The organism is Micromonospora sp. URMC 105, from assembly GCF_051386295.1.
GTDB lineage: Bacteria > Actinomycetota > Actinomycetes > Mycobacteriales > Micromonosporaceae > Micromonospora.
This window is the reverse complement of sequence record NZ_JBPQTL010000004.1, coordinates 41,812-63,171: the sequence shown is the minus strand read 5'-3', so window position 1 is coordinate 63,171 and position 21,360 is coordinate 41,812. Positions and strand designations below refer to the sequence as shown.

The following is a 21,360-nucleotide window of genomic DNA, read 5'->3' as shown; positions in this document are numbered from 1 at the left end:
GGTGACCAGGGCCGGACGGGTCAGTGGTCGGCGAGTACCTGCGTCAAGGCGTGCGAGGCCTGGCGGATCATGCCGGGGTTGGTCTCCCAGTAGTAGGGCAGCGCCGACACGGCCTGGTAGAGCGCCCAGCCCCGCCCGCGTAGCCACGACGCGTCGTCCACGTCGAGTTCGGCGCGGAACCGGGTACGGCTGGCACCCGCGAACACGTTCCACGCCGGTTGCAGGTCGCAGGCGGGGTCACCGACGTTGAGGGCGCCGAAGTCGATGACCGCGGAGAGCCGCCCGTCGACGACGAGCAGGTTGCCCGGGAGCAGGTCGCCGTGGACCCAGACCTCCGGCCCGTTCCACGCTGGTGCGTCGAGCGACTCCTGCCACGACCGGAGGGTCGCCGCGCCGTCGATCCGGTCACCGAGCTGCGCCACCGACCGGCGCACCGAATCGTCGAGTTCCGCGAGCGCGCCTCCCCGGCTACGGGGCGGACGCGGGAAGGCGCCGGTGGTGTCGATCCGGCGCAGCGCGGTCACGAAGGCGGCGAGGTCGACCGCCGCCTGCTCCAAGTCGCCGATGGTGCCGTCGGCGTTCTCGCCGGGCAGCCACTCGCACACCGACCAGTCGAAGGGATAACCCTCCGCCGGGCGGCCCATCGCCACCGGCACGGGCAGGGCGAGCGGCAGGTGCGGTGCGAGCTTCGGCAGCCACTGCGCCTCCTTGGCCGCCTGCCGGGTGGCCCAGCCGATCCGCGGCAGCCGGGCGACGAGGTGGTCACCGAGTCGATAGATGTCGTGGTCGGTGCCGTACGAGGCGACCGGACGGATCGACAGCTCGGCCCAGTGGGGGAACTGCCCGGCCAGCAGGCGACGCACGAGCTCCACGTCGGTCTCGACCTCGTCGGCATGCATCTTGATCGCGCCCATTCGGGTCATCCTGGGGCGGCCAGGCCACCGGGGCAACCGAGTTCCGGCCGGGCGGCCATCGCGCCGGCGACGGGAACGGGTCGACGGTCCGGCTCGCTACCTGCGCAAGGTCGGCTCGCGTCGCACCGACGGCTCGGGGGGTTGAGTGGCCGGTGCGACGCGGCCTGGCCGACGACGGGGCGGGGCAGGAGGGGGGTGGGAGTGGCCCCGCCCGGCGTCGGAGATCAATTGACCTTCCGTGCCCCTCAGCGCCGGCCTCCCCCGATACGTCACACGGCCACGGTCCCGCACCGGCCCGCTGAGCTGTCAGCGACATGACGCCTACCGACGGTGATCGCGGTGGACGTTGCGTGCTATTCTCCGTCGTCGATCCACCGCTGCGCGGACCCGGACGGGTCGCTGCCCGAAGGACGCCCCGATGTCGGCCGTACCCGCTCCGACCTCGCCGCCGTCGTTGCTGGACCGGCCGGCCGGTGGCGCGTTCACGCTGATCTTCACCACCCTGCCGGCCCTGCTGCGGCTCACCTGCGGGCTGGTCGGGGCGGTCACCGCACTGGCCGTGCGCACCCCGCCGGTGCGGACCGGGGTGCTGCTGATCGTGGTCGCGGTGCTCACCGCCTGGTCGGTGGGGTACGCGGTCCGCGCCCTGCGCACCGGGATCGGTAGCGCGCTGGTCGCCGGGGACGTCGCGCTCACCACGGCGGCGTGCCTGCTCATCCCCCAGCTGGTCGCGCCGGAGGTGCTGCCGGGCGAGGGGAGCTGGATCGCGGTGCTGGCCAGCACCACGGTGATCAACGCGCAGGCCACCGCACCGGCCCGCTGGTCGGTCCCGGCCGGCCTGCTGGTCACCGCCGCCTACGCCACCGGCGCCACCGCCGCCGGCAACGCCGCCGAGGCCGCCGCCCACGCGGCGACCCTGCTCGGGCAGACCGGGCTGGCGGCGATGATGACCGCCGTCATGCGCCGGCGCATCGGCCGGGCCGATCGGGCCTTCGCCGAGTACCAGGGCCTGCGCCGGGACGCGCTGCTCGCCCGTACCGCCCGGGAGGCGGAGCGGCGGCAGAACCGGGACCTGCACGACACGGTTCTCGGCACACTCACCATGGTCGGCCTGGGCGCGGTGCCCGACGGGTCACCGGCGCTGCGCCGGCGGGCCGCGGCGGACCTGCGTACCCTCGTCGGGCTCGCCGACGCGCGGTCCGCGCCGGTCGACGGCCGGGTCGCGCTCGACCAGCGGCTGCGGACGGTCCGCGACGCCCACCCGGAACTCACGGTGACCGCCGAGCTGGCGCCCCGCACCGCCCCCGCGCCGGTCGCCACGGCGCTCGCGGACGCCACCGCCGCCGCGCTGGCCAACGTGGCCCGGCACGCGCCCGACGCCACCGTCACGCTGCGGCTGACCGCAGACGCGGAGACCTTCGTGGTCGAGGTGGTCGACGACGGTCCCGGCTTCGACCCGGCCGCCGTCCCGGCCCACCGGTACGGGCTGCGCGAGTCGGTACGCGGGCGGCTGGCCGAGATCGGCGGGCACGCCGAGGTGACCTCCGCCCCTGGCGAGGGCACCCGCATCCGGCTGGAATGGCCGCATGTCGGCTGACCTCGACGCCGCCCCGGTCGCCGTACCCCGGCCCGGCCCGTCCCCGGCGGACCTTGTGCGCCCGGACGACGTCCGGGCGGTGGATGTGGCCCGCGCCTCGGACCGGGGCGCCCGGATCGCGGCGGTCGCCATCGCGCTGGTCTGGCACGCGGTGATCGCGCTGCCGGCGCTGCTGGGGGCCTGGTCGGAGCTGGCCGCGCCGGCCGTGGTCGGGGCCGGCTGGCTGGTCGTCGCCGCGACCGGCGGGTACGCCGGCGTCCGGCTGCTACGCGGCGGCCTACCGCCGGTGGCACCGCTGGTCGTGGTGCTGCTGACGGTGGACGCGGTGGTCTTCGCGGCCAGCGGGCGGGAGCAGTTGTTCACCGCCGCCAACTGGGTCTGGGGCACCCTCGGCTGGTTCTTCGTGGTGGCGCTCTGGGGGCGGCGGCTGACCTGGCTGCTCGTCCTGCTGACCGCCCACTCGCTGATCGCTCTGGTCGCGCTGCTCGGGCACGGGACGACGGCCCCCGCCGACCTGACCCGGTACGCGATGTACGTCTACGGCACCTCGTCGCTGCCGATCGCCGTCCTCACCGGCGCGGCGGTGATCGCCCGCCTCGCCCGGGACCGCGCCGCGACGGCGGCGGCTACCCTCGCCGTGGCCGCCGAGCGGGACGCGGCGGAGTGGGCCGGGCGGGAGCGGCGGGCCCGGCTCGCCCTGGTCAGCGGGGTGGCCGAGGGGGTGCTGGCCGAGCTGGCCGACGGGCGCGCCGACCCGGCCGACCCGCTGGTGCAGCGCCGGTGCGTGCTCGCCGCCGCCCGGCTGCGCCGGCTGATCGCCGAGTCGGACGACGTGCCGGACCCGCTGCTGCACGAGCTGCGCGCCGCCGCCGACCTGGCCGAGCGGAACGGCCTGCCGATCGACCTGGTCGCCATCGGTACGCCTCCGCCGCTGCCGGTGGAGGTCCGTCGCCGGCTGGTCGATCCGCCCACCGCCGCGCTGGCCGAGGCGGCGCGCTGGGCGCGGCTGACCGTGGTCGCCTCGCCGGACGAGGTGGCGGTCAGCCTGGTCACTCCCGAGGTGGACGGTCCGGAGGCGACCGGTCCACCGAGCCACGTCGAGGACGACGGCCGGGTGGAGCACGTGCAGGAGCGGGACGGGGAGATCAGGTGGACGCAGACCCGGTGGCGCAGGACGTGAGCGGGGACGGGCCGGTCGGGGTGGCCATCGTGGACGACCACCCGGTGGTGATCGACGGGGTGCGTGCCTGGCTGGCCACCGAGCCCCGGCTGCGCGTGCTGGCCACCGGCGACGACCCGGACCAGGTGCTGCGGGACGCCCCGGACGCCGACGTGGTCCTGCTGGACCTGCGCCTGCACGGGCGGATGGTGATCGACAAGCTGGCCGAGCTGAGCGCGGCCGGCCGGCGGGTGGTGGTCTACTCCGAACACACCGACCCGGCGACGATGCTGGCCGCGCTGGACGCGGGGGCGGCGGCGTTCCTGGCCAAGCACGAGGGACGGGAGCACTGCGTGGCCACCGTCCTGGCCGCCGCCAGCGACCGTCCGTACGTGCCACCGGCGCTGGCCGGCGCGATGGTCGGCGACCCCCGCCCGGACCGGCCGGCCCTGTCGGACAAGGAGCGGGAGGCGCTGCTGCTCTGGTTCCAGTCGATGTCGAAGGCGTCGGTGGCTCGCCGGATGCGGATCAGCGAGCACACCGTCAAGCAGTACGTGGACCGGGCGCGGATCAAGTACACCCGGGCGGGCCGGCCGGCGGCCACCAAGGCGGCGCTGCTGGCCCGGGCGATCGAGGACGGCCTCATCCGACCGGAGGAGATCGGCATCTACCGGTCCCAGGCGGCGGCCGATTGGCCGACCCCCTAACGGCTGTCATGACAGGCCCGGCGCGCTCGGCGAGGCTTACCGGCAGAAGGCCAACTGCCCGGGGGAGGTCGTCACGATGCGCGAGGACGCGTCTCCGTTCTTCATCGCGCCGCACCGCTTCGACGCGCCGGACGACGAACTCCGACCGGTGCTGGACCGGCGCTACGAACTGGTCCCGGAGCCGGGCGAGCGGGTGTTGCGGCGGCTGCGTACCCCGGTGGCCGGTTGTCTGCTCAGTCCCACCGGCGCCCGGCGGCAGTGGGTGCTGCCCGCGCCGGCCACGGTGACCGTCACCGACCGCCGCCTGGCGTACGTGTGCGCCGGCGCGGAGTTGTCCGTGGTCTCCGGGCGGGACGGCCGCGACGGCGCCCGGCACCGGCGCGGTCTGCGGCTGTCCCGCCTGGTCAGCGGGCATATCCGCTGGCAGTGGCCGTCCCGGGTGGAGCTGCTGCCACCCGCGGCCGGGCCCGCCGTGGCGGGGCCCGGCCTCCCGGCGCCCGACGGTGAGCTGCTGGTGGTCTGCGACGCGTTGCGGACCATCCAGCAGCCGGCGCTCGCCCTCGGCGGTCCGCTCGACACGGTGGCGGAGCTGGCCCGGCTGGTCCGCCGGTCGGTGGCCGCGTTCCGGCTGGCCCATCCGGACCTGGTGGAGCTCTCCCCGCCGGAGCGGGACGAGCTGGCCCGGCGGGCCCTGTCCGGGCCGTTCGGCGGCGCGGCCCGGGTGACGCTGCCCGGTTCGCTGCCGGTGGAGTTCCTGTCCCGCGACGACTACTACCGCGCGCCGACGGTGTCGGCGCGGGACGCGGTCGGCGAGTGAGCCCGGGCGCGTAGCCGGCGCAGCATCCGGGCGTCGGTGAACCCGACGGCCCGGGCGGCGGACTCGACGGTGGCGCCGTGCCCGATCAGGTGCTCGGCCCGCTCGACCCGGAGCAGCTGCTGGTAGCCGAGCGGGGTGAGCCCGGTGGCCTGGCGGAACAGCCGGGTCAGGGTGCGTTCGGCGACCCCGCCGGCGGCGGCCAGGTCGGCCAGCGGCAACGGCTCGGAGAACCGGCTGTCGATCAGGTCCTGCACCCGGTGAGCGGCGTCGGACAGGTGCGAGCGGTACCGCATCATCGCGCTGGCCTGCTGTTCGTGCCCGTTGCGCCGGGCGTAGACCACCAGGGTGCGGGCGATCCTGGCGGCGGCGGCCGGGCCGTGCCGGGTGGCCACCAGGTGCAGCGCCACGTCGATGCCGCTGGCGATGCCGGCCGAGGTCACCACCCGGTCGTCCACCACGTAGAGCACGTCCCGGGCCACCCGGGCGGCCGGGAAGACCCGGGCCAGGTCGTCCTGCACGTCGTGGTGGGTGGTGCAGCGCCGGCCGTCCAGCAGGCCGGCCCGGCCGAGCGCGAACGCGCCGGCGCAGATACTCGCCACCGTGCCGCCCCGGGCGTGGTGCTCGGCCAGGCGCCGCAGGTCGTCCCGGCCGACCGGCCCCGCCGGGCCGTGCGCCCTGAGCCGCCATCCGGGTACGACCACCAGGTCGCCGGCGTCCAGCTCCGGCCACTCGGTGGCAGCCCCCAGCGGTACGCCCTGCACGGTCGGCACGGTGTCCCGCTCGGCGACGTAGTGCAGCCGGTAGTCGTACCCGTGGTCGGCGGCGGTGGAGAAGACCTGGGCCGGGCCGGCCAGATCCAGCAGGTGCAACTGCGGCGCCAGCAGGAAGACGACCCGGGCCACGGCGTCAGCTCCGCGCGCCGACCGGGCTCGCTCCGGTCACCTCGGAGACGGTGCGCACGGTGGCGAAGCGGCCGGCGAGGGCGTACTCGGTGCGGGCGATCATCTCCTCGGTCGACAGGGTGCGCGGGTCGGCGAGGATCTCCTCGACGGTGGCGGTGGGCGGCAGGTCCCGGTGCGGGGTCGGGAAGGTGACGGTCGCGTCGGTCACGAAGGTCATCTCGTAGCCGAGGTCGCAGCCGATCCGGGCGGTGGTCTCCACGCACTGCTCGGTGCGGATGCCGCAGACGGTCAGGTCGCGGATGCCGGCCAGGGTGAGAATCTGCTGGAGGTTGGTGGTGGTGAAGGCGTTGTGGGCGGTCTTGACCAGGGTGGGCTCGCCGGCCGCCGGGGTCAGCCCCTCGATCAGCCGGACGTGGCCGAGCGCCGGGTCGAAGACGCCGGCGCTGCCCGGCTCGGCGTGCAGGACCCAGACCACCAGATCGCCCCGGCGCCGGGCGGCGTCGACCAGCCGGTCGACCTGGCGGACGATGTCGGGCTGCGACGCGTGGGCCCAGATCGGTCGCTGACGGAAGGACTCCTGGACGTCGATGACGACGAGTGCTGCTCTGCTCATGGATCTGATCCTGGCTGGGTGGCGGCCGGGGCGGCAGACACCATCCTGCCCGGGTGCGGAACGATCCGGCCACCGCCCCGGCCCCTCCCCGGCAGCACCGGTCCTGCCGCGGCCCCGGGCCCTGGCCGCGGCCCGGCGCCAGGCCCGGCGGGTCAGGAGGTGGCGGTGCGCCGGCCGCGGCGGTCCAGCTCGGCGGCCTCCTCCAGGGTGGGGGCGGTGCCGCCGAGGTGGGCCGGCTGCCACCAGGAGTCCTCCGGGCCGGCGGGCTTGTCCGGGTACTCCTGCTGGGCGCGGTCGACCAGGGCCGACAGGCGGCTCTTCAGCTCGACCGTCATGGTGTTGGCGTCCGGCCAGTCCGCCGGGTCCATCGGCTCGCCGACCAGGATCGTGATCGGGGTGTGCCGGCGGGTCAGGTTCTTCGGCCGGCCCTTGGTCCAGAGCCGCTGGGTGCCCCAGAGGGCCACCGGCAGCAGCGGCACGGCGGCCTGCTGCGCCATCCGGGCGGCACCGCTCTTGAGCTCCTTGACGGTCAGCGAGCGGCTGATCGTCGCCTCGGGGAAGACGCCGACCACCTCGCCGCGCTGCAACGCACCCACCGCCGCGTTGTACGACCCGGCGCCGGCCCGGCGGTCCACCGGGATGTGCTTCATGCCGCGCATCAGGGGGCCGGAGACCTTGTGCGCGAAGACCTCGTGCTTGGCCATGAACCGGACCAGCCGGCGGGACTCGTGCGCGCCGTAGCCGCAGAAGATGAAGTCGAGGTAGCTGACGTGGTTGCTGGCCAGCACCGCCCCGCCGGTACGCGGGACATGGTGGCTGCCCTCGACGGTCAGGCGCAGGTCGAGGACCCGGAACATCGTCTTGGCGGCGGCGATCACAGGGGGGTACACGAGTTCCGACATTCGCCAACTTTACCCCGCGTAGGTTACGCAGCCGTAGGCCCGCGACACCGCCCCCGGTGGCCCCCGGTCCTGCGGCCACCGCTCTGCCGCCGGCAGAAGGGCTCGCCGGAGGCGGTGGCCGCGACCCAGGATGGCGGGATGACGCAACGTGCGGTGGTGCTCTGGATTCACGCCGGCGGTTGGCGCGGCCGGTCGGACGAGGACGGCGCCGCCCTGGCTGGGCTGGGGCTGCGGGTGGTGGCGGCGACCTACCGCTTCTCCCACCAGGCGCACTGGCCGGCGCAGCTCGACGACGTACGCCGGGCGGCGCGGGCCGCCCGCGACGGCGCCGGCGGGCTGCCGCTGCTCGTCGCGGGCGACTCGGCCGGCGGCACCCTGGCCCTGCACCTGGCGCTGCGCGGGATCGACCGGCCGGACGACGTGGCGGCGGCGCTGGCGTACTGGCCGGTGAGCGACCCGCTGGACGACCAGTGGCGGCGGGCGCGGGCCGACGACGACCCGTGGGCCACGTTGCTGGGCCACCCGCCGGCCGCCGGGGACCCGGCCACCGTCGATTCGACCGTCGCCAGTCACCTCGGCAACGGGGTGCCGGTGCTGCTGGTGCACGGCACCGACGACGCGGCCGTACCGGTGGGGCAGTCGATCGCGCTCACCGGGGCGCTGGTCGCCGCCGGCCACCCCACCCACACCTGGGTCACCCACGGCGGGCACGGCCTGGCCCTGGACCGGCCGGACGTCCGGGCGGTCACCGCCGCGTTCCTCGACACCGTCCTGCCGGCCCGCTGACCGGCTCCGGAATCATCCGCCCCCGGCGGGCCGGCGGGGCTACCGTCGACGCATGCCGGAGCTGCACTCCATCGTGATCCACTGCCGCGACCCGTACCTGCTCGCGCCTTTCTGGAGCGTGGTCACCGGGCTGCCGGTGGTGGCCGAGGACGAGGCGAAGCTCGCCGATCGGTCGCTGGCGCCGGGCGAGTCGGTGCTGCTGCGCGACCCGCACCGGCACCGGCCCGACGTGTGGATCTCCCCACTGACGGAGCTGCCGGCCCCCGGCCGGATCCACCTGGACCTGGTCGCCGACGCCGAGGAGCGGGCCGCCGTGCTGGAGGCCGGCGCCACCGTGGTCCGGGAGCTGCCTGGCTGGACGGTCTTCGCCGATCCGGAGGGCAACGAGTTCTGCCTGCTCCCCCACCAGAGCTGAGCGGGCGGGAGAGCAGGCGGAACGGGTCAGTCGCCCAGTTTGTCGATTTCCAGGCGGCCCCGGGCGAAGGCGTCCACCCGGCCCCAGCGACCGGGGATGTCCAGCACCTCGAGCCGGCCCATACCCACCGGCAGCACCGGCTCGACCGCCAGGTGCCCCTCGTGCGGCTCCAGCCCCAGCATGGTCCGCAGCAGCAGCAGGGGCGCGCCGGTGGACCACGCCTGCGGGCTGCACGCGGTCGGGTACTCCACCGGGAACTTCGTCTGCTCCCGGGGGTAGCCGCCGAACGCCTCCGGCAGCCGCCCGTCGAAGTACCGGGCGGCGTCCAGGATCCCGCTGGCGATGGTGCCGGCCTCCTCGGCGAAGCCGTACCGGCGCAGGCCCCAGGCAATGAAGGAGTTGTCGAAGGGCCAGATCGTGCCGTTGTGGTAGCCGATCGGGTTGTACCGGACCTCGCCCTCGGCGAGGGTACGCACGCCCCAGCCGGTGAAGAGCCGGGGACCGACCAGGTGGTGGGCGATCTTCTCGGCCCGGTCGTCGTCGACGATGCCGCTCCACAGCAGATGCCCGATGTTCGAACTCAACGTGGCGCACTGGCGCCCCTCCGGGTCCAGCGCGAGGGCGTAGTACTCGCCGTCCTCCACCCACCAGTCCCGGTTGAACCGCTCCTTGAGCTGCGCCGCCTCCCGCTCCAGCTGGTCGGCGTACGCCGGGTCGCCCCAGAACTCCCGGGCCATCCGCGCGGCGCGCACCTTCGCGTCGTACGCGTAGCCCTGCACCTCGCAGGTGGCCCGGGGGAACGGCGGCAGCGTGCCGTCGCGGTACTGGATCGAGTCCCAGGAGTCCTTCCAGCACTGGTTCTCCAGGCCGGTGTCGCTGTTGCGCCGTTCGTACCAGATGTAGCCGCTGCCGACCAGGTCGGCGTAGTCGTCGATCCAGTGGAGCGCGGCCCGGCACTCCCGTTCCAGCTCGCGTACCAGCGCGACGTCCCCGCTCCACTTCTCGTACTCGTCGAGCAGGATCACGAAGAGCGGCGTGGCGTCGACCGACCCGTAGTACGGCGAGTGCGGCTGCTCCTCGAAGGCGGCGGTCTCGCCGTAGCGCATCTCGTGCAGGATCCGGCCCGGGTCCTCGTCCCGGAAGTCGTCGAACCGGGTGCCCTGCAACGCGCCGAGGATGCGCAGCGTGGTCTTGGACAGCTCGGGGGCGAACGGCAGCACCTGCAGGCAGGTCAGGATGCTGTCCCGCCCGAACATCGTCATGAACCAGGGCAGGCCGGCCGCGGGGAGCGCCTGGCCACCGAGGGACAGCGGCGAGAAGCGCAGGGCGGCCAGGTCGATCAGACTGCGCCGGTAGGTGGACGCCAGTTCGGGGTGCTCGCTGTTGACCTTCGGAGCCTTGGCCACCCACTCCTCGAGGTCGTGCTGGAGGGCGAGCCGCTCGGTGCCGTGCGCCCGCACACCCATCCGCAGGTCCCGGCCGCCGGGGCCGAGCGCGAACGTGTTCACCTCGATGTCGGTGTCCCACTGCTCGTTCGGTTCCAGGTGGACGCTGAACGCGAACCCGTTCTTGTCGTAGCGGGCGGGTCGGGACGCCGAGATCACCGTCTCCCGCCGGAAGTTGCCTCGCCGGTAGCCCAGTCGCAGCCGGTCCGCCTCCACCTCCGTGTAGATCTCGCCCTTCTTGTTGACGATCTCGTCCTTGACCTGGAACAGGTCGGCGAAGTCGGAGCCGGCGTCCATCCGGATCTCCAGGTCCACCGCCTTCTCGTCGTGGTTGAGGATGGTCACCTGCTCGCGGAAGCTCCCGCCGACCGCACGCTCCCGGATGATCGACAGCTTGGCGTCGATGTAGTGGGTGGCCATGCCGGGCACCAGGAAGAACCGGGCTTCGTAATACTGCAGGTCGTCGTAGGAGAGCGTGTTGAGCCGCTCGCCGTTGACCGTCAGCACCCACTTCGACAGGAAGCGGGTGTCGAGGTTGAACAGGCCGGTCGGTTCGCTCGGCGTCGCCTCGATGTCGCCGGTGTCCTCGGAGACGACGAAGGTATTGCCGTCGAGGATCCGGATCGTGTTGCTCTGCGCCATCAGCGGGCCTCCCTGCGGTATTCGTGACGGGGGCCGCGGGAGCTGGCGGGACCGGGGAAGATCCGCTCCACCTGGAGCAGCAGTCGCGGGTTGCCCGAGACGGTCATGTCGCCCCGCAGCACCGCGGCGATCGCGTTCTCGCGGCCCGCGACCATGTCCCCGAAGAACCGCGGGTCGGTGCCGATCACGGTGTCGGCCTCCCGGTCCTCCCGGCTGACCTCCAGCCGGCCCCGGTCGACCCGGAGCAGCCAGTGGGTGGTCTGCGCCCCCTCGTGCAGGTCGAAGCGCAACGTTCCCGAGGTCTTCTCCAGCAGGGGCTCGTAACCGCGCCGGTCGAGATCCTCGAAGAACCTCGTGGTCTGGTCCACCGTCCACTCCCCCCGTCGATCCACGGCATTACGACGTACGCCGACCGGGTCCCCCTCCCCCGCGCCGTCAACCTCGCCCGGTTCGGGTGAGCCGGGGCGGGACGTCGTACCGGCGCAGCAGCCCGCGGCTCGGACGACGGGAGGGGTCGATCGCGGCCGGGTGCTCGCCCACCGGGCCGCGGCGCAGCAGCTCGACCGGCCCGGGCTGCGCCCGGCCGGCCTGGCGGTGCTCGACCTGGGCGTGCAGGACACCCCCTACGGTTCGGCTCGGCTGGCGCTGGCCGCGCGCGGGGCGCGGTGAGCCGGGCGCAGATCGGCGACCCGGGCGCGCTGCTGGTCGGCGGCGAGATCGTGGGCACCTGGCGCGCCAGGCAGTCCGGCCGCAGCGGCCTCGACCGGGCCAGGCGGAGGCGGTACGACTGGCCCGCGGGGCGTCCGCCGTGACGGTACGGGTGGAGCCGTCCCGAGGGCGGAGAGCCGGACGCCGGCCCCCGGGAACGGGAGCCGGCGGCACAGCCCGCGGCGGGCGGGTCAGTTGTTGGGCTCGTCGGCGCTGATGTCCGCCAGCACCGACTGCGGCTCCCGCTCGACGGCCAGGTCACCCATGGACACCAGGCCCACCAGCTTCCCGTCGTCGATCACCGGCAGCCGCCGTACGGCGTAGGTGCGCATCAGGTCGGCCGCGGCGACCGCGTCGTCGTACTGGCTGACCGTCACCACGTCCTTGCTGGTGATCTCGTTGAGCTTGGTGGTGTTCGGATCCATGCTCTCGGCCACCCCACGGACCGTGATGTCCCGGTCCGTCACGATGCCGACCACGTCGTCTCCCGCGGTCACCACCACGTCGCCGATCGCGCTGTCTCGCATCTCCTGCGCCGCCGCGGTCAGCGTGTCGTCGCCGTCCATCGTCACCAACCGGGTCGTCATGAACTCTCCGACCGTTGTCATGGTGCTCCCCTCTCGGTGTCGGCAGGCCCCGTCTACCCGCCGCCCCGCAGCAGGTAACGCCACCCTCACCCGGGCCGCCGCATCCGCCGCCGCAGGTCGTAGAAGCCGTTGCTGGACAGCGCGTAGAACACCGGCAGGAGCAGGAAGATCCCCAGTGCCACCGGCACGCTGCCCAGCGCGCCGACCAGCGCGGCCACCGCGTACGCGACGATGCCGAACAATGCCCGGCCGCGTTCGACGCCGAAGAACCGCGCCGGGACGTGCTGCTGCAACAGGTCCTGGTGCCGGCTGAGGTAGTGGTAGAGCCCGAGCCAGGCGACGGAGAGCAGGACGCCCACCAGGGCGTAGAGCACCACCGCGAGCACCTCGTCGGCCCGGTCGCCGGCCTGCACCGACCGGGAGAGGACGACGGTGGCGAACGGCAGCAGCGCGGTGGTGAAGAGCACGGCCAGGTTCCACCAGTGCAGCCCCCGGTCGGTGCAGCGGACGCGGTGGAAGGTCCCCTTGTGGTTGAGCCAGCCCACCGCCACCCAGAGGTACGACGTCACGTAGGCCAGGTAGGTGGGCCACTGTTCGGCCAGGGCGTGAGCCATCCCGCCGGGCTGCACCTCGGGCGGGCTCAGCTCCAGCACGAGCACCGTGATGATGATCGCGAAGACGGCGTCGCTGAACCCGACGGCCCGGCCGATGTCCGACCGCAGCGCCGCCTCCTCCTGCGCCTGGGCCGGTTCCGCTCGTCCCCGCTCGGCGCCCATCGGCTCCCCCGTTCCCGCCGACGGTGCGGTCGCCGGCGCTGTGCAGGAGCCGGGTATACCCGCCGGGCCACCGCCACACCGCCGGGGTGTTCAGCGGGGCGGCGCCATGCCGTAGATCCGCTCGACGTGCAGGCGCAGCACGAGGCGCCGCTCGGCGACCATGGCGGCGCGGAAGTCGTCCCAGTCGGGGTGTTCGCCCTGCACCGCCCGGTAGAGCCCGATGAGTTCCTCGACGGTGGGGTCGTCCGGTCGCTCCGCCACCGGCGTCAGTTCGGCCCGGGCCTCCGCCACCGCGTACGCCCAGCCGTCGTCGTCGCTGACGTGGAAGCTGGCCCGGGGGTCACGGCGCAGGTTGGCGGTCTTGGCCCGGCCGTCGGTGACCGAGACCCGGATCAGCTCCCGGTCCCGGTCGAAGGCGTAGACCACGTTGGACAGCTGCGGCCGGCCGTCCCGTTTGACGGTGGCCAGCACGCCGATCCGGCCGCCGGCGATGAGGTCGGTCAGGGCCGCCGCGTTCCGTTCGTCCGCCATCAGATCCTCCGCGTCGAGTAGCCGCATCCGGCCCCCATCCCACCGCACCCAGCCGCTGCACCACCATCCGACACGCCTCGGGTCCCGCCCCGTCGACGGCGCGACGGGACGGGACCGAGAGGTCGGCGGGGTGGAGCGGCCGCTCAGCGGAGTTCGGCGGCGACCAGCTCGGCGAGCTGAACGGCGTTCAGGGCTGCGCCCTTGCGCAGGTTGTCGTTGGCGCAGAACAACGCCAGGCCGTGCTCGACGGTCTCGTCGGCGCGGATCCGGCCCACGTAGGTCGGGTCCTGGCCGGCGGCCTGCAGCGGGGTGGGCACGTCGGAGAGGGCCACGCCGGGCGCGTCGGCGAGCAGCTCACGGGCCCGCTGCGGGGTGAGCGGCCGGGCGAACCGGGCGTTGATCTGGAGCGAGTGGCCGGTGAAGACGGGCACCCGGACGCAGGTACCGGAGACCTTCAGCCCCGGGATGTCCAGGATCTTGCGGCTCTCGTTGCGGAGCTTCTGCTCCTCGTCGGTCTCGAAGGAGCCGTCGTCGACGATCGAACCGGCGAGCGGAAGCACGTTGAAGGCGATCGGCCGGGCGAAGGAGCGCGGCTCGGGGAACTGCACGGCGGCGCCGTCGAAGGCGAGCCCGGCGGCGTCCTCGGCGACCTTGCGGACCTGCTCGTCCAGCTCGGCGACGCCGGCCAGGCCGGCTCCGGAGACCGCCTGGTACGTCGAGACGACCAGGCTGACCAGCTCCGCCTCGGCGTGCAACGGGCGCAACACCGGCATCGCGGCCATCGTGGTGCAGTTCGGGTTGGCGATGATGCCCTTGGGGCGGACGGCGGCGGCGTCCGGGTTGACCTCGGCGACCACCAGCGGCACCTCGGGGTCCATCCGGAACGCCGAGGAGTTGTCGATCACCACGGCGCCCGCGGCGGCCACCCGGGGGGCGAGCTCCTTGGCGGTGCCCTTGCCCGCCGAGAAGAGCACGATGTCCAGCCCCGAGTAGTCGGCGGTGGCCGCGTCCTCGACCGTCACCTCGCCGTCGCGCCAGGGCAGCGTGCGCCCGGCCGACCGGGCCGAGGCGAAGAGCCGTACCTGCTCCGCCGGGAAGTCGCGCTCCGCCAGCACCTGCCGCATCACGCCACCGACCTGGCCGGTGGCTCCCACAATGCCGATCCTCATGCCCGCGAGGCTACCCAGCCGGCCGGCCCGGGCGGGAATGCTTTCCCACCGCCCGGACCGGATCCGGCCCGATCAGAGCGTGGCGTCGGTCACCTCGCCGAGCCCGGTGGCCAGGAGTTCGTCGCGGATCATCGCCGCGTCGCCCTCCACCACCAGGGTCAGCGACTCCGGGTGCAGGTGGGCGGCGGCCGCGGCGGAGACCTGCGCCACGTCCGCGGCGAGCAGCGACTCGCGCAGCCGGGCGTGGTAGTCGTCCGGCAGGTCGTGCACCACCAGGGTGGTCAGCGCCGACGCGATCGCCCGGGGGCTCTGCAACTCGACGGAGAGCTGGCCGGCCCGCCAGGAGCTCGCCACCGCCAGCTCGTCGGCGGTCACCCCGCCGACCTGGGTACGGGTGATCTCCCCGACCGCCTCGACCAGGGCCGGCGCGGTCACCGCGGTCTGCACCCCGGAGCTGACCGCGAACCGGCCGAAGCGGCGCGACGAGGCGAAGTCGCCCCGGATGCCGTAGGTGTAGCCGCGCACCTCGCGGATGAGGTGGTTGAGCCGGGAGGTGAACGCCCCGCCGAGCACCGTCCCGGCGAGCGTCATCGGCACGTGGTCCGGGTGGGCGCGGTGCGGCGACGGGTGCCCGAGCCGCAGCGTGGACTGCACCGAGCCGGGCCGGTCCACCAGGAGGATCCGCCGCCCGGTGTGCAGCGGCACCTCGATCGGGCCGCCGCGCTCGGCCGGACCGCCGCCGGTGCCGGCGAACGCCGCCGCGGCGAGCGCGTCCAGGTCCAAGCGGTCCAGGTCACCGGCGACGATCAGGGTGCCGGGCCGGAGGAACCACTCGGAGTGGAAGACGGTGACGTCCTCGACGTCCAGCCCGGCCACCGAGTCCGGGTCGCCGTACATGGGGCGACCCCACCGGTTGTCGGCGCCGAACAGGTCGGCGCGCAGCGCCGCGTCGGCGCGCGGGCCGGGGTTGGCCCAGTCCATCCGCAGCGCGGTCGCCTCGTCGTCGCGGACCCGGCGCACGTCGTCGGGGTCGAGCCGGGGCGTGCGGACCGCCTCGGCGAGCAGGTCCACCGCCGCGCTCAGCCGGTCCACCGGCACCTGCACGCTGACCTGGAAGGAGTCCCAGTCCAGGCCGGTCACCAGCTCGGTGCCGAGCCCCTCGACGGCCAGCGCGAAGGTCGTGGCGTCCCGCTGGGCGGTGCCCTCCTCCAGGGCCTTGGCCAGCACCCCGCCGAGCCCTTCCTTGCCGACCGGCTCCCGGCCGGCGCCCGCGTCGAGCAGCAGCACCGCGACGGCGAGGTTCTGCCCGGGCAGGTGCGCGGCGACCACCCGGCCGCCGGCGACCTCCCGGCGGATCACGGCGGGGAACCGGTACGGGCGGGGGGTGCCCGCGCCGGGACGGGCGGCGATCAGCGTCATGGGGTCTCCTCCGGCAGGTAGGTCAGGGTCACCCGGTCGTCGGCGCCGAGCAGTTCGGCGGCCAGCTCGGCGATCTGGTCGGCGGTCACCGCCAGCCAGGCCGGCAGCCGCTCGGCGGCCTTGGCCGGGTCGCCGAACTGGGTGGCGTACCGGCCGAGGGTGTCCGCCCGGCCGTCCACCGTGGACATCTGCCGCCACCAGGCGGTGCTGAGCAGCGCCTTGGCGCGGTCCAGCTCGGCGTGGGTCACCGGCACGGTGGTCAGCTCGTCGACGACCTCGGCGACGCCGGCGGCCAGCCGCTCGGCGCCCACCCCGGGGCGGGCGGTGGCGGTGGCGATCAGCGGCGCCGGGGCGTGCGCCAGGTCCACCCCGTACGCCCCGACCAGGTCCGGCTGGGCGATCCGCTCACCGTCGGCCAGGCGCTGGTAGAGCCGGCTGCCCCGGCCGCTGCCGAGCACCGCGGCGAGCACGGTGGCCACGTCGTACCCGGGGGTGCCGAAGGGGTGGGTGCGGTGCGCGACGTACACCCGGGGCGCGGGGACGTCGCCGGTGACCGTCTCGACGGCGGCCCGGCCGGTGGCCGCGACGGTCCGGCCGTCCGGCGCGGCGGGGATCTCCTCGCGCGGCGGGATCGCCCCGAAGTACTTGTCGGCGAGGGCGAAGACCTCGGCGGCGGAGGCGTCGCCGACGACGGTGAGCACCGCGTTGTTCGGCGCGTAGTAGGTGGCGTGGAACGCCTGGAAGGTGGCCAGGTCGGCGGCGTTCAGGTCGGCCATCGAGCCGATCGTCGCGTGGTGGTACGGGTGGCCGGGCGGGTAGAGCAGCGGCAGCAGCCGCAGCCAGGCGTCGCCGTACGGCACGTTCTCGTAGCGCTGGCGGCGCTCGTTCTTCACCACGTCGCGCTGGTTGTCCAGCGTCTCCTGGGTGAGCGCGGGCACCAGGCCGCCCATCCGGTCGGCCTCCAGCCAGAGCGCCAGCTCCAGGTGCTCGGCCGGGACGGTCTCGAAGTAGTTCGTCCGGTCCGGGTTGGTGGTGGCGTTGAGCGAGCCGCCGGCGCCCTGGACCAGCCGCATGTGCTCGGTCTTGGCGACGTTGATCGACCCCTCGAACATCAGGTGCTCGAAGAGGTGGGCGAAACCGGTCTGCCCCGCCGGCTCGTGCCGGGATCCCACGTCGTACCAGAGGTTGACCGCCACCGCCGGGGCGGTGCGGTCCTCGCTCACCACCACGCGCAGGCCGTTGTCCAGTCGGGTCGTCTCGATGGGCCAGGGGTAACCGCTGTCGGGCATGACCCGACGCTATCCGATCTCCCGGGCGGAAAGTGGACTCGTCGTCGGTCGGCGAGCCCGCGCGGCGCGGCGGGCATCGACCGGGCGGCGGGCGGGTACCGCAGGGGCATGCCGAGCCCCTCCCCCCGCCTCGCCGCCGGCGCGGCCGCCGCCGTCGCCGGGGCCGCCGCCGTCCTGACCCGCCGGCGCGGGGCCCGCCTGCTGCATCCGGCCGGCCGCTCGTTCACCGCCGAGGTGATGATCTGGGGTACGCCCGGACCGCCGACCGGCGTGGCGCTGCTCGACGAGCCGGGCCGGTACCCGGCCACGGTGCGGGTCTCCCGGGGAGTGCCCACGCCGGACGGCTGGCCGGACGTGCTGGGGCTGGCTGTCCGGCTGCACCTGGCCGGCGCCCGGGCGTTCGACCTGCTGGTCAGCTCCAGCGGGGCCGCTCCGGTGCTGCGCAACGTGCCACTGCCCCGGCGGCGCTTCGCCGGGACGTACAGCACGATCATGCCGTTCCGGGCCGGGGCGCGGCGGCTGTGGCTGGCGGCGCTGGCCGACCCGGACTCGCCCGACCTGGGCCGGAGCCTGGCCGAGGTGGCGGCGGCGACCCGGGCGGACGCGCCGCGGCTGGTGCTCGCGGTCGCGTCCGCCGTCGGGCCGTGGCGGCCGATCGGCCAGGTCACCCTCGGCGGGCAGCTGGACGCCCGGACGGACGCCGCGCTGGCCTTCGACCCGGTCCGGAACCTGCCGGCGGGCCTGCGGGCGGCGGGCCCGCTCGCCTGGTTACGCGAGCAGACCTACCGGGGTTCCCGCCGGGCCCGGGGGGCGGCCGATCAGTCGGGGGGTTCGATCGAGGTCGCGGTCTGATCGGAGGTGCGCTGCTCCAGCACGGTGTCCGGGGCGGCGTTGCGGTCCTCCTCCCGGATGTCGGACTCGGTGAGGATGGCGTCGGCCTGCGCCTGCGGGTCGTCGCTGCCGACCGCCGCCTCCTCGGGCAGCAGGTGGGCACGGGACTCCACCCGCTCCTGGTCGCTCTGCTCGTGACTCATGCCGAACCTCATACCCCGCGGGACCGCCCGACACGCCCGCAAGATCGCGCGCGGCCGGGCCGGCGCCGGGCGGCGCCGGACCGGCCGCGCCGGAGGCTCAGCGGAACGGGCCGCGCACCTCGTAGGTGATCCCGCCGGAGGAGGACCCGGAGGTGCCGCGCTGGGACGAGAAGTAGAGCCGGCTGCCGTCCGGGGAGAAGGCCGGGCCGGTGATCTCCGACGAGGACTGCCCCGTAAGCCTGACGAAAGGCGTGACAACGGCGTCCGGAGTGATCAGATTGATTTCCATGTTGCCGCCGTCCTCGGCGACGTAGAGGTCGCCGGAGCGGGTGCCGGTGATGTTGTCCACCCCGGTCAGCGGCGCGGCCCCGCCGGTCACCAGCGAGTCGTCGTACGCCAGGTCGATGCGCTGGTTGACCGCGTCGTACGCCCAGACCCGGTTGTCGCCCTTCGTGGTGAACCAGCAGGTGCCGTCGGCGTACCAGCAGCCCTCGCCGCCGTTGAACTTCTTCGCACCGGAGACCTGCTGCCGGGTGGCGGTCGGATAGCCGTCCGGGTCGGGCACCCGCGCCCAGCTCACCGGGCCGCTGGTGGCGGTGCCGGCGACCAGCACCTCCAGGGTGCCGGCCGAGAGGTCGCCCCAGACGGTCGGGCGGAACCGGTAGAAGCAGCCGCTCGTCTCGTCCTCGGTCAGGTAGATCACCTGGCGGATCGGGTCGGCCGCCGCCGCCTCGTGGTTGAAGCGGCCCAGCGCCGGCAGGCGCACCGCCGCCCGGCCGCCCTGCGGGTACGTCTCGTAGACGTAGCCGCGGCTGACCTCCTCGCAGGAGAGCCAGGTCCCCCACGGGGTCGCCCCACCGGCGCAGTTGCGGTTGGTGTTGGACAGGATCCGGTACGCCGAGGCGATTGTCCCGTCGGCGTTGAACCGGATCGCCGAGGCGCCCCCGGTGGTGGAGATCTCCGAGTTGGAGACGTAGATCCAGCCGGTGCCGGCGGCGAAGCAGGCGCCGCCGTCGGGCGCGTCGTGCCAGGTGTACGACGTGCCGGACACCACCTGCCGGGACCGGGCGACGATCCGGCTGGTGAAGCCGGCGGGCAGCTGGATGCCGCGGGCGTCCGCGGCCCCGAGCGGCCCGTACGGGCCGACGCCGGGCTGGGCCGGGGCGGCGAGCGCGGCGCCGGACCAGAGACTGCCGGCGAAGGCGGCGGCCCCGCCGGCGACGGTGGCGCGCAGGACGGTTCGACGGTCCATCGGTTACCTCCGGAAGGGTACGAGCGGTGCGCTGAAGTTACCGCCGATCCCATCGATCAAGGTAAACATCCGACGAGGCTTTCCGGACGACCCGGTGAGCCTTTCGCGTCCGGTCGGGTAGGCTGGTCGACGTGACGCGCTCGTATCGATGGTTTAGGCAGCCGGCTCCGACGCCGGTGACCTCGCCATGAGCTGACGTCACCTGAGTTTTCGAGCCGGCCGGGCAGGAGCTTCCGCTCCTGCCCTTCGCTGTTAGAACAGCCGGCTCGACCCGGGCACCGGCCCCGGGCACGGTCGGCGGAAGGATGCCCACCGTGACCACTCCGGAGACCCCCGCGGTCGTCGATCAACGGATCGACCGCGTCGTGCCGTTGACCACCCCCGCCCTGCTCCTGCACGACCTGCCGCTGGACGCTCCGCTCGCCGCCGCCGTGCTGGCCGGTCGCCGCGCGGTGGGCCGGGTGCTGGACCGCGCCGACGACCGCCTGCTGGTGGTGGTCGGCCCGTGCTCGGTGCACGACCCGGCCGCCGCGCTCGACTACGCCCACCGGCTGCGCGAGGCCGCGGAACGGCACGCCGACGACCTGCTGGTGGTGATGCGGGTCTACTTCGAGAAGCCGCGTTCGACGGTGGGCTGGAAGGGCCTGATCAACGACCCCGCGCTGGACGGCTCCGGCGACGTCAACCGTGGCCTGCGCACCGCGCGGGCGCTCCTGCTCGACGTGCTGCGCCTCGGCCTGCCGGTGGGCTGCGAGTTCCTCGACCCGATCACCCCGCAGTACATCGCCGACACGGTGGCCTGGGGTGCGATCGGCGCCCGGACGGTGGAGAGCCAGGTGCACCGCCAGCTCGCCTCCGGGCTGTCCATGCCGATCGGCATGAAGAACCGCCCCGACGGCAGCATCGGCACGGCGGTGGACGCGATCCGGGCGGCCGGCGTGCCGCACGTCTTCCCCGGCATCGACGTCTCCGGCACCCCGGCGATCATGCACACCCGGGGCAACGCCGACGGGCACCTGGTGCTGCGCGGCGGCGGTGACCGGCCGAACTACGACGCGGAGTCGGTGGCGGGCGCGCTCGACCTGCTGCGGGCGGCCGGCCTGCCCGAGCGGGTGGTGGTCGACGCCAGCCACGCCAACAGCGGCAAGGACCACCGCAACCAGCCGAAGGTCGCCGCCGACGTGGCCGCCCAGCTCGCCGCCGGCCAGCGCGGCGTCGTCGGCATCATGCTGGAGAGCTTCCTGCTCGACGGCCGCCAGGACCTGGACCCGACCCGGGAGCTGACCTACGGCCGGTCGGTCACCGACGCCTGCATCGGCTGGGACACCACCGCCGAGGTGCTGGAGCACCTGGCCACCGCCGTCCGCGCCCGCCGGGCCACCCTGCCCACCCCCGCCTGACCTGGTTTGGGCGATTCGGGCGGGGGTAGCTGGGCGGTGTGACCGATGACGCACCGGTGACCGACGAGGTCGACACCCGACAGCTCGACGAGCTGCTCGACGACATCTACCACGGCCAGGAGCGGATCAGCCAGGCGAACATCTACCGCCGGGCGGTCGCCGCGGAGCTGCCGCCGGCCCTGCTCGCCCGGATCGCCGCGCTCCCGCAGGGCGAGTACGCGGCGGACGAGGTGGCCGACCTGCTGGGCGGGTCGTCGGGGTGAGCGACCGGCGCACGGGGGTGGACGAGGACGAGG

The 21,360-nt window shown here is 74.4% G+C and carries 25 protein-coding genes; 11 read left to right on the top strand and 14 right to left on the bottom strand.

Going from position 1 to position 21,360, the window contains the following annotated elements; all coding sequences use genetic code 11:
- Positions 1-20 precede the first annotated feature (20 nt).
- Positions 21-914 (bottom strand): aminoglycoside phosphotransferase family protein, encoded by an 894-nt coding sequence (locus ACSNN7_RS02560; protein WP_436678873.1) that lies wholly within the window; start codon positions 912-914, stop codon positions 21-23.
- Positions 915-1,332: 418 nt separating this feature from the next.
- Here ACSNN7_RS02560 and ACSNN7_RS02555 point away from each other — a divergent pair, with 418 nt between their 5' ends.
- From ACSNN7_RS02555 to ACSNN7_RS02540, 4 genes are all read left to right on the top strand, one after another.
- A complete protein-coding gene (locus tag ACSNN7_RS02555) occupies positions 1,333-2,511 on the top strand; it encodes a sensor histidine kinase (RefSeq protein ID WP_436678872.1) in 1,179 nt (392 codons plus the stop codon).
- Entirely contained in the window at positions 2,501-3,691 is a 1,191-nt protein-coding gene (locus tag ACSNN7_RS02550) for a hypothetical protein (RefSeq protein ID WP_436678871.1), read from the top strand. Before ACSNN7_RS02555 ends, ACSNN7_RS02550 begins: the two co-directional genes overlap by 11 nt.
- Positions 3,661-4,377, top strand: coding sequence for a response regulator transcription factor (locus ACSNN7_RS02545; protein ID WP_436678870.1), 717 nt, complete (start codon positions 3,661-3,663; stop codon positions 4,375-4,377). The genes ACSNN7_RS02550 and ACSNN7_RS02545 overlap by 31 nt, the downstream gene beginning before the upstream one ends.
- A 76-nt stretch (positions 4,378-4,453) precedes the next feature.
- On the top strand, positions 4,454-5,194 hold the full coding sequence (locus ACSNN7_RS02540; protein WP_436678869.1) for a hypothetical protein: 741 nt from the start codon (positions 4,454-4,456) through the stop codon (positions 5,192-5,194).
- Here ACSNN7_RS02540 and ACSNN7_RS02535 read toward each other — a convergent pair.
- The 3 genes from ACSNN7_RS02535 to ACSNN7_RS02525 all read right to left on the bottom strand — a co-directional run bounded on the left by ACSNN7_RS02535 (position 5,149) and on the right by ACSNN7_RS02525 (position 7,611).
- Positions 5,149-6,096 (bottom strand): GlxA family transcriptional regulator, encoded by a 948-nt coding sequence (locus ACSNN7_RS02535; RefSeq protein WP_436678868.1) that lies wholly within the window; start codon positions 6,094-6,096, stop codon positions 5,149-5,151. The genes ACSNN7_RS02540 and ACSNN7_RS02535 overlap by 46 nt on opposite strands.
- 4 nt (positions 6,097-6,100) lie before the next feature.
- Positions 6,101-6,709, bottom strand: a complete 609-nt coding sequence (locus ACSNN7_RS02530; RefSeq protein ID WP_436678867.1) for a cysteine hydrolase family protein — start codon at positions 6,707-6,709, stop codon at positions 6,101-6,103.
- A gap of 152 nt (positions 6,710-6,861) precedes the next feature.
- Positions 6,862-7,611 (bottom strand): lysophospholipid acyltransferase family protein, encoded by a 750-nt coding sequence (locus tag ACSNN7_RS02525; RefSeq protein WP_436678866.1) that lies wholly within the window; start codon positions 7,609-7,611, stop codon positions 6,862-6,864.
- Positions 7,612-7,749: 138 nt separating this feature from the next.
- Between ACSNN7_RS02525 and ACSNN7_RS02520 the strand changes: the two genes are divergently transcribed.
- Positions 7,750-8,397 (top strand): alpha/beta hydrolase, encoded by a 648-nt coding sequence (locus ACSNN7_RS02520; protein ID WP_436678865.1) that lies wholly within the window; start codon positions 7,750-7,752, stop codon positions 8,395-8,397.
- Positions 8,398-8,449: 52 nt separating this feature from the next.
- On the top strand, positions 8,450-8,812 hold the full coding sequence (locus ACSNN7_RS02515; protein WP_436678864.1) for a VOC family protein: 363 nt from the start codon (positions 8,450-8,452) through the stop codon (positions 8,810-8,812).
- Positions 8,813-8,838: 26 nt separating this feature from the next.
- Here ACSNN7_RS02515 and ACSNN7_RS02510 read toward each other — a convergent pair whose 3' ends face one another.
- Together ACSNN7_RS02510 and ACSNN7_RS02505 are read right to left on the bottom strand one after the other, a co-directional pair.
- Positions 8,839-10,899: an amylo-alpha-1,6-glucosidase gene (locus ACSNN7_RS02510; RefSeq protein WP_436678863.1), complete on the bottom strand. Its 2,061-nt coding sequence runs from the start codon at positions 10,897-10,899 to the stop codon at positions 8,839-8,841.
- Positions 10,899-11,267: an SCP2 sterol-binding domain-containing protein gene (locus ACSNN7_RS02505; RefSeq protein ID WP_436678862.1), complete on the bottom strand. Its 369-nt coding sequence runs from the start codon at positions 11,265-11,267 to the stop codon at positions 10,899-10,901. The genes ACSNN7_RS02510 and ACSNN7_RS02505 overlap by 1 nt, the downstream gene beginning before the upstream one ends.
- A 160-nt stretch (positions 11,268-11,427) precedes the next feature.
- Between ACSNN7_RS02505 and ACSNN7_RS02500 the strand changes: the two genes are divergently transcribed.
- Both ACSNN7_RS02500 and ACSNN7_RS02495 read left to right on the top strand, forming a co-directional pair.
- Positions 11,428-11,568 (top strand): hypothetical protein, encoded by a 141-nt coding sequence (locus ACSNN7_RS02500; protein WP_436678861.1) that lies wholly within the window; start codon positions 11,428-11,430, stop codon positions 11,566-11,568.
- Positions 11,565-11,711 (top strand): hypothetical protein, encoded by a 147-nt coding sequence (locus tag ACSNN7_RS02495; protein ID WP_436678860.1) that lies wholly within the window; start codon positions 11,565-11,567, stop codon positions 11,709-11,711. Before ACSNN7_RS02500 ends, ACSNN7_RS02495 begins: the two co-directional genes overlap by 4 nt.
- An 87-nt stretch (positions 11,712-11,798) precedes the next feature.
- On the opposite strand, the gene ACSNN7_RS02490 is transcribed toward ACSNN7_RS02495, so the two are convergent.
- From ACSNN7_RS02490 to ACSNN7_RS02465, 6 genes are all read right to left on the bottom strand, one after another.
- On the bottom strand, positions 11,799-12,215 hold the full coding sequence (locus ACSNN7_RS02490) for a CBS domain-containing protein (RefSeq protein ID WP_436678859.1): 417 nt from the start codon (positions 12,213-12,215) through the stop codon (positions 11,799-11,801).
- 65 nt (positions 12,216-12,280) lie between these two features.
- Positions 12,281-12,970: a TMEM175 family protein gene (locus tag ACSNN7_RS02485; protein WP_436678858.1), complete on the bottom strand. Its 690-nt coding sequence runs from the start codon at positions 12,968-12,970 to the stop codon at positions 12,281-12,283.
- Positions 12,971-13,060: 90 nt separating this feature from the next.
- Positions 13,061-13,501 (bottom strand): PPOX class F420-dependent oxidoreductase, encoded by a 441-nt coding sequence (locus ACSNN7_RS02480; RefSeq protein WP_436678857.1) that lies wholly within the window; start codon positions 13,499-13,501, stop codon positions 13,061-13,063.
- Between the two features lie 143 nt (positions 13,502-13,644).
- Positions 13,645-14,670 (bottom strand): aspartate-semialdehyde dehydrogenase, encoded by a 1,026-nt coding sequence (locus tag ACSNN7_RS02475; protein ID WP_436678856.1) that lies wholly within the window; start codon positions 14,668-14,670, stop codon positions 13,645-13,647.
- A 72-nt stretch (positions 14,671-14,742) separates the two neighbouring features.
- Positions 14,743-16,089 (bottom strand): M16 family metallopeptidase, encoded by a 1,347-nt coding sequence (locus tag ACSNN7_RS02470; RefSeq protein WP_436678855.1) that lies wholly within the window; start codon positions 16,087-16,089, stop codon positions 14,743-14,745.
- The gene (locus tag ACSNN7_RS02465; protein WP_436678854.1) at positions 16,086-17,378 is read right to left on the bottom strand and encodes a M16 family metallopeptidase; all 1,293 of its coding nucleotides are present in this window, start codon (positions 17,376-17,378) and stop codon (positions 16,086-16,088) included. The genes ACSNN7_RS02470 and ACSNN7_RS02465 overlap by 4 nt, the downstream gene beginning before the upstream one ends.
- A 108-nt stretch (positions 17,379-17,486) precedes the next feature.
- On the opposite strand from ACSNN7_RS02465, the gene ACSNN7_RS02460 reads away from it, so the two are divergent.
- Positions 17,487-18,230 carry a phosphodiesterase gene (locus tag ACSNN7_RS02460; protein WP_436678853.1) on the top strand — a complete coding sequence of 248 codons (744 nt, stop codon included), beginning with the start codon at positions 17,487-17,489 and terminating at the stop codon, positions 18,228-18,230.
- Here ACSNN7_RS02460 and ACSNN7_RS02455 read toward each other — a convergent pair.
- Together ACSNN7_RS02455 and ACSNN7_RS02450 are read right to left on the bottom strand one after the other, a co-directional pair.
- Positions 18,197-18,412, bottom strand: a complete 216-nt coding sequence (locus ACSNN7_RS02455; protein WP_436678852.1) for a hypothetical protein — start codon at positions 18,410-18,412, stop codon at positions 18,197-18,199. The two genes, ACSNN7_RS02460 and ACSNN7_RS02455, sit on opposite strands and share 34 nt — an antisense overlap.
- A gap of 97 nt (positions 18,413-18,509) precedes the next feature.
- Positions 18,510-19,664, bottom strand: a complete 1,155-nt coding sequence (locus tag ACSNN7_RS02450) for an alkaline phosphatase PhoX (RefSeq protein WP_436678851.1) — start codon at positions 19,662-19,664, stop codon at positions 18,510-18,512.
- Between the two features lie 305 nt (positions 19,665-19,969).
- Between ACSNN7_RS02450 and ACSNN7_RS02445 the strand changes: the two genes are divergently transcribed.
- Both ACSNN7_RS02445 and ACSNN7_RS02440 read left to right on the top strand, forming a co-directional pair.
- The gene (locus ACSNN7_RS02445; RefSeq protein WP_436678849.1) at positions 19,970-21,064 is read left to right on the top strand and encodes a 3-deoxy-7-phosphoheptulonate synthase; all 1,095 of its coding nucleotides are present in this window, start codon (positions 19,970-19,972) and stop codon (positions 21,062-21,064) included.
- Between the two features lie 38 nt (positions 21,065-21,102).
- Complete coding sequence (locus ACSNN7_RS02440) at positions 21,103-21,327, top strand: hypothetical protein (RefSeq protein ID WP_436678848.1); 225 nt, start codon at positions 21,103-21,105, stop codon at positions 21,325-21,327.
- Positions 21,328-21,360: the final 33 nt, after the last annotated feature.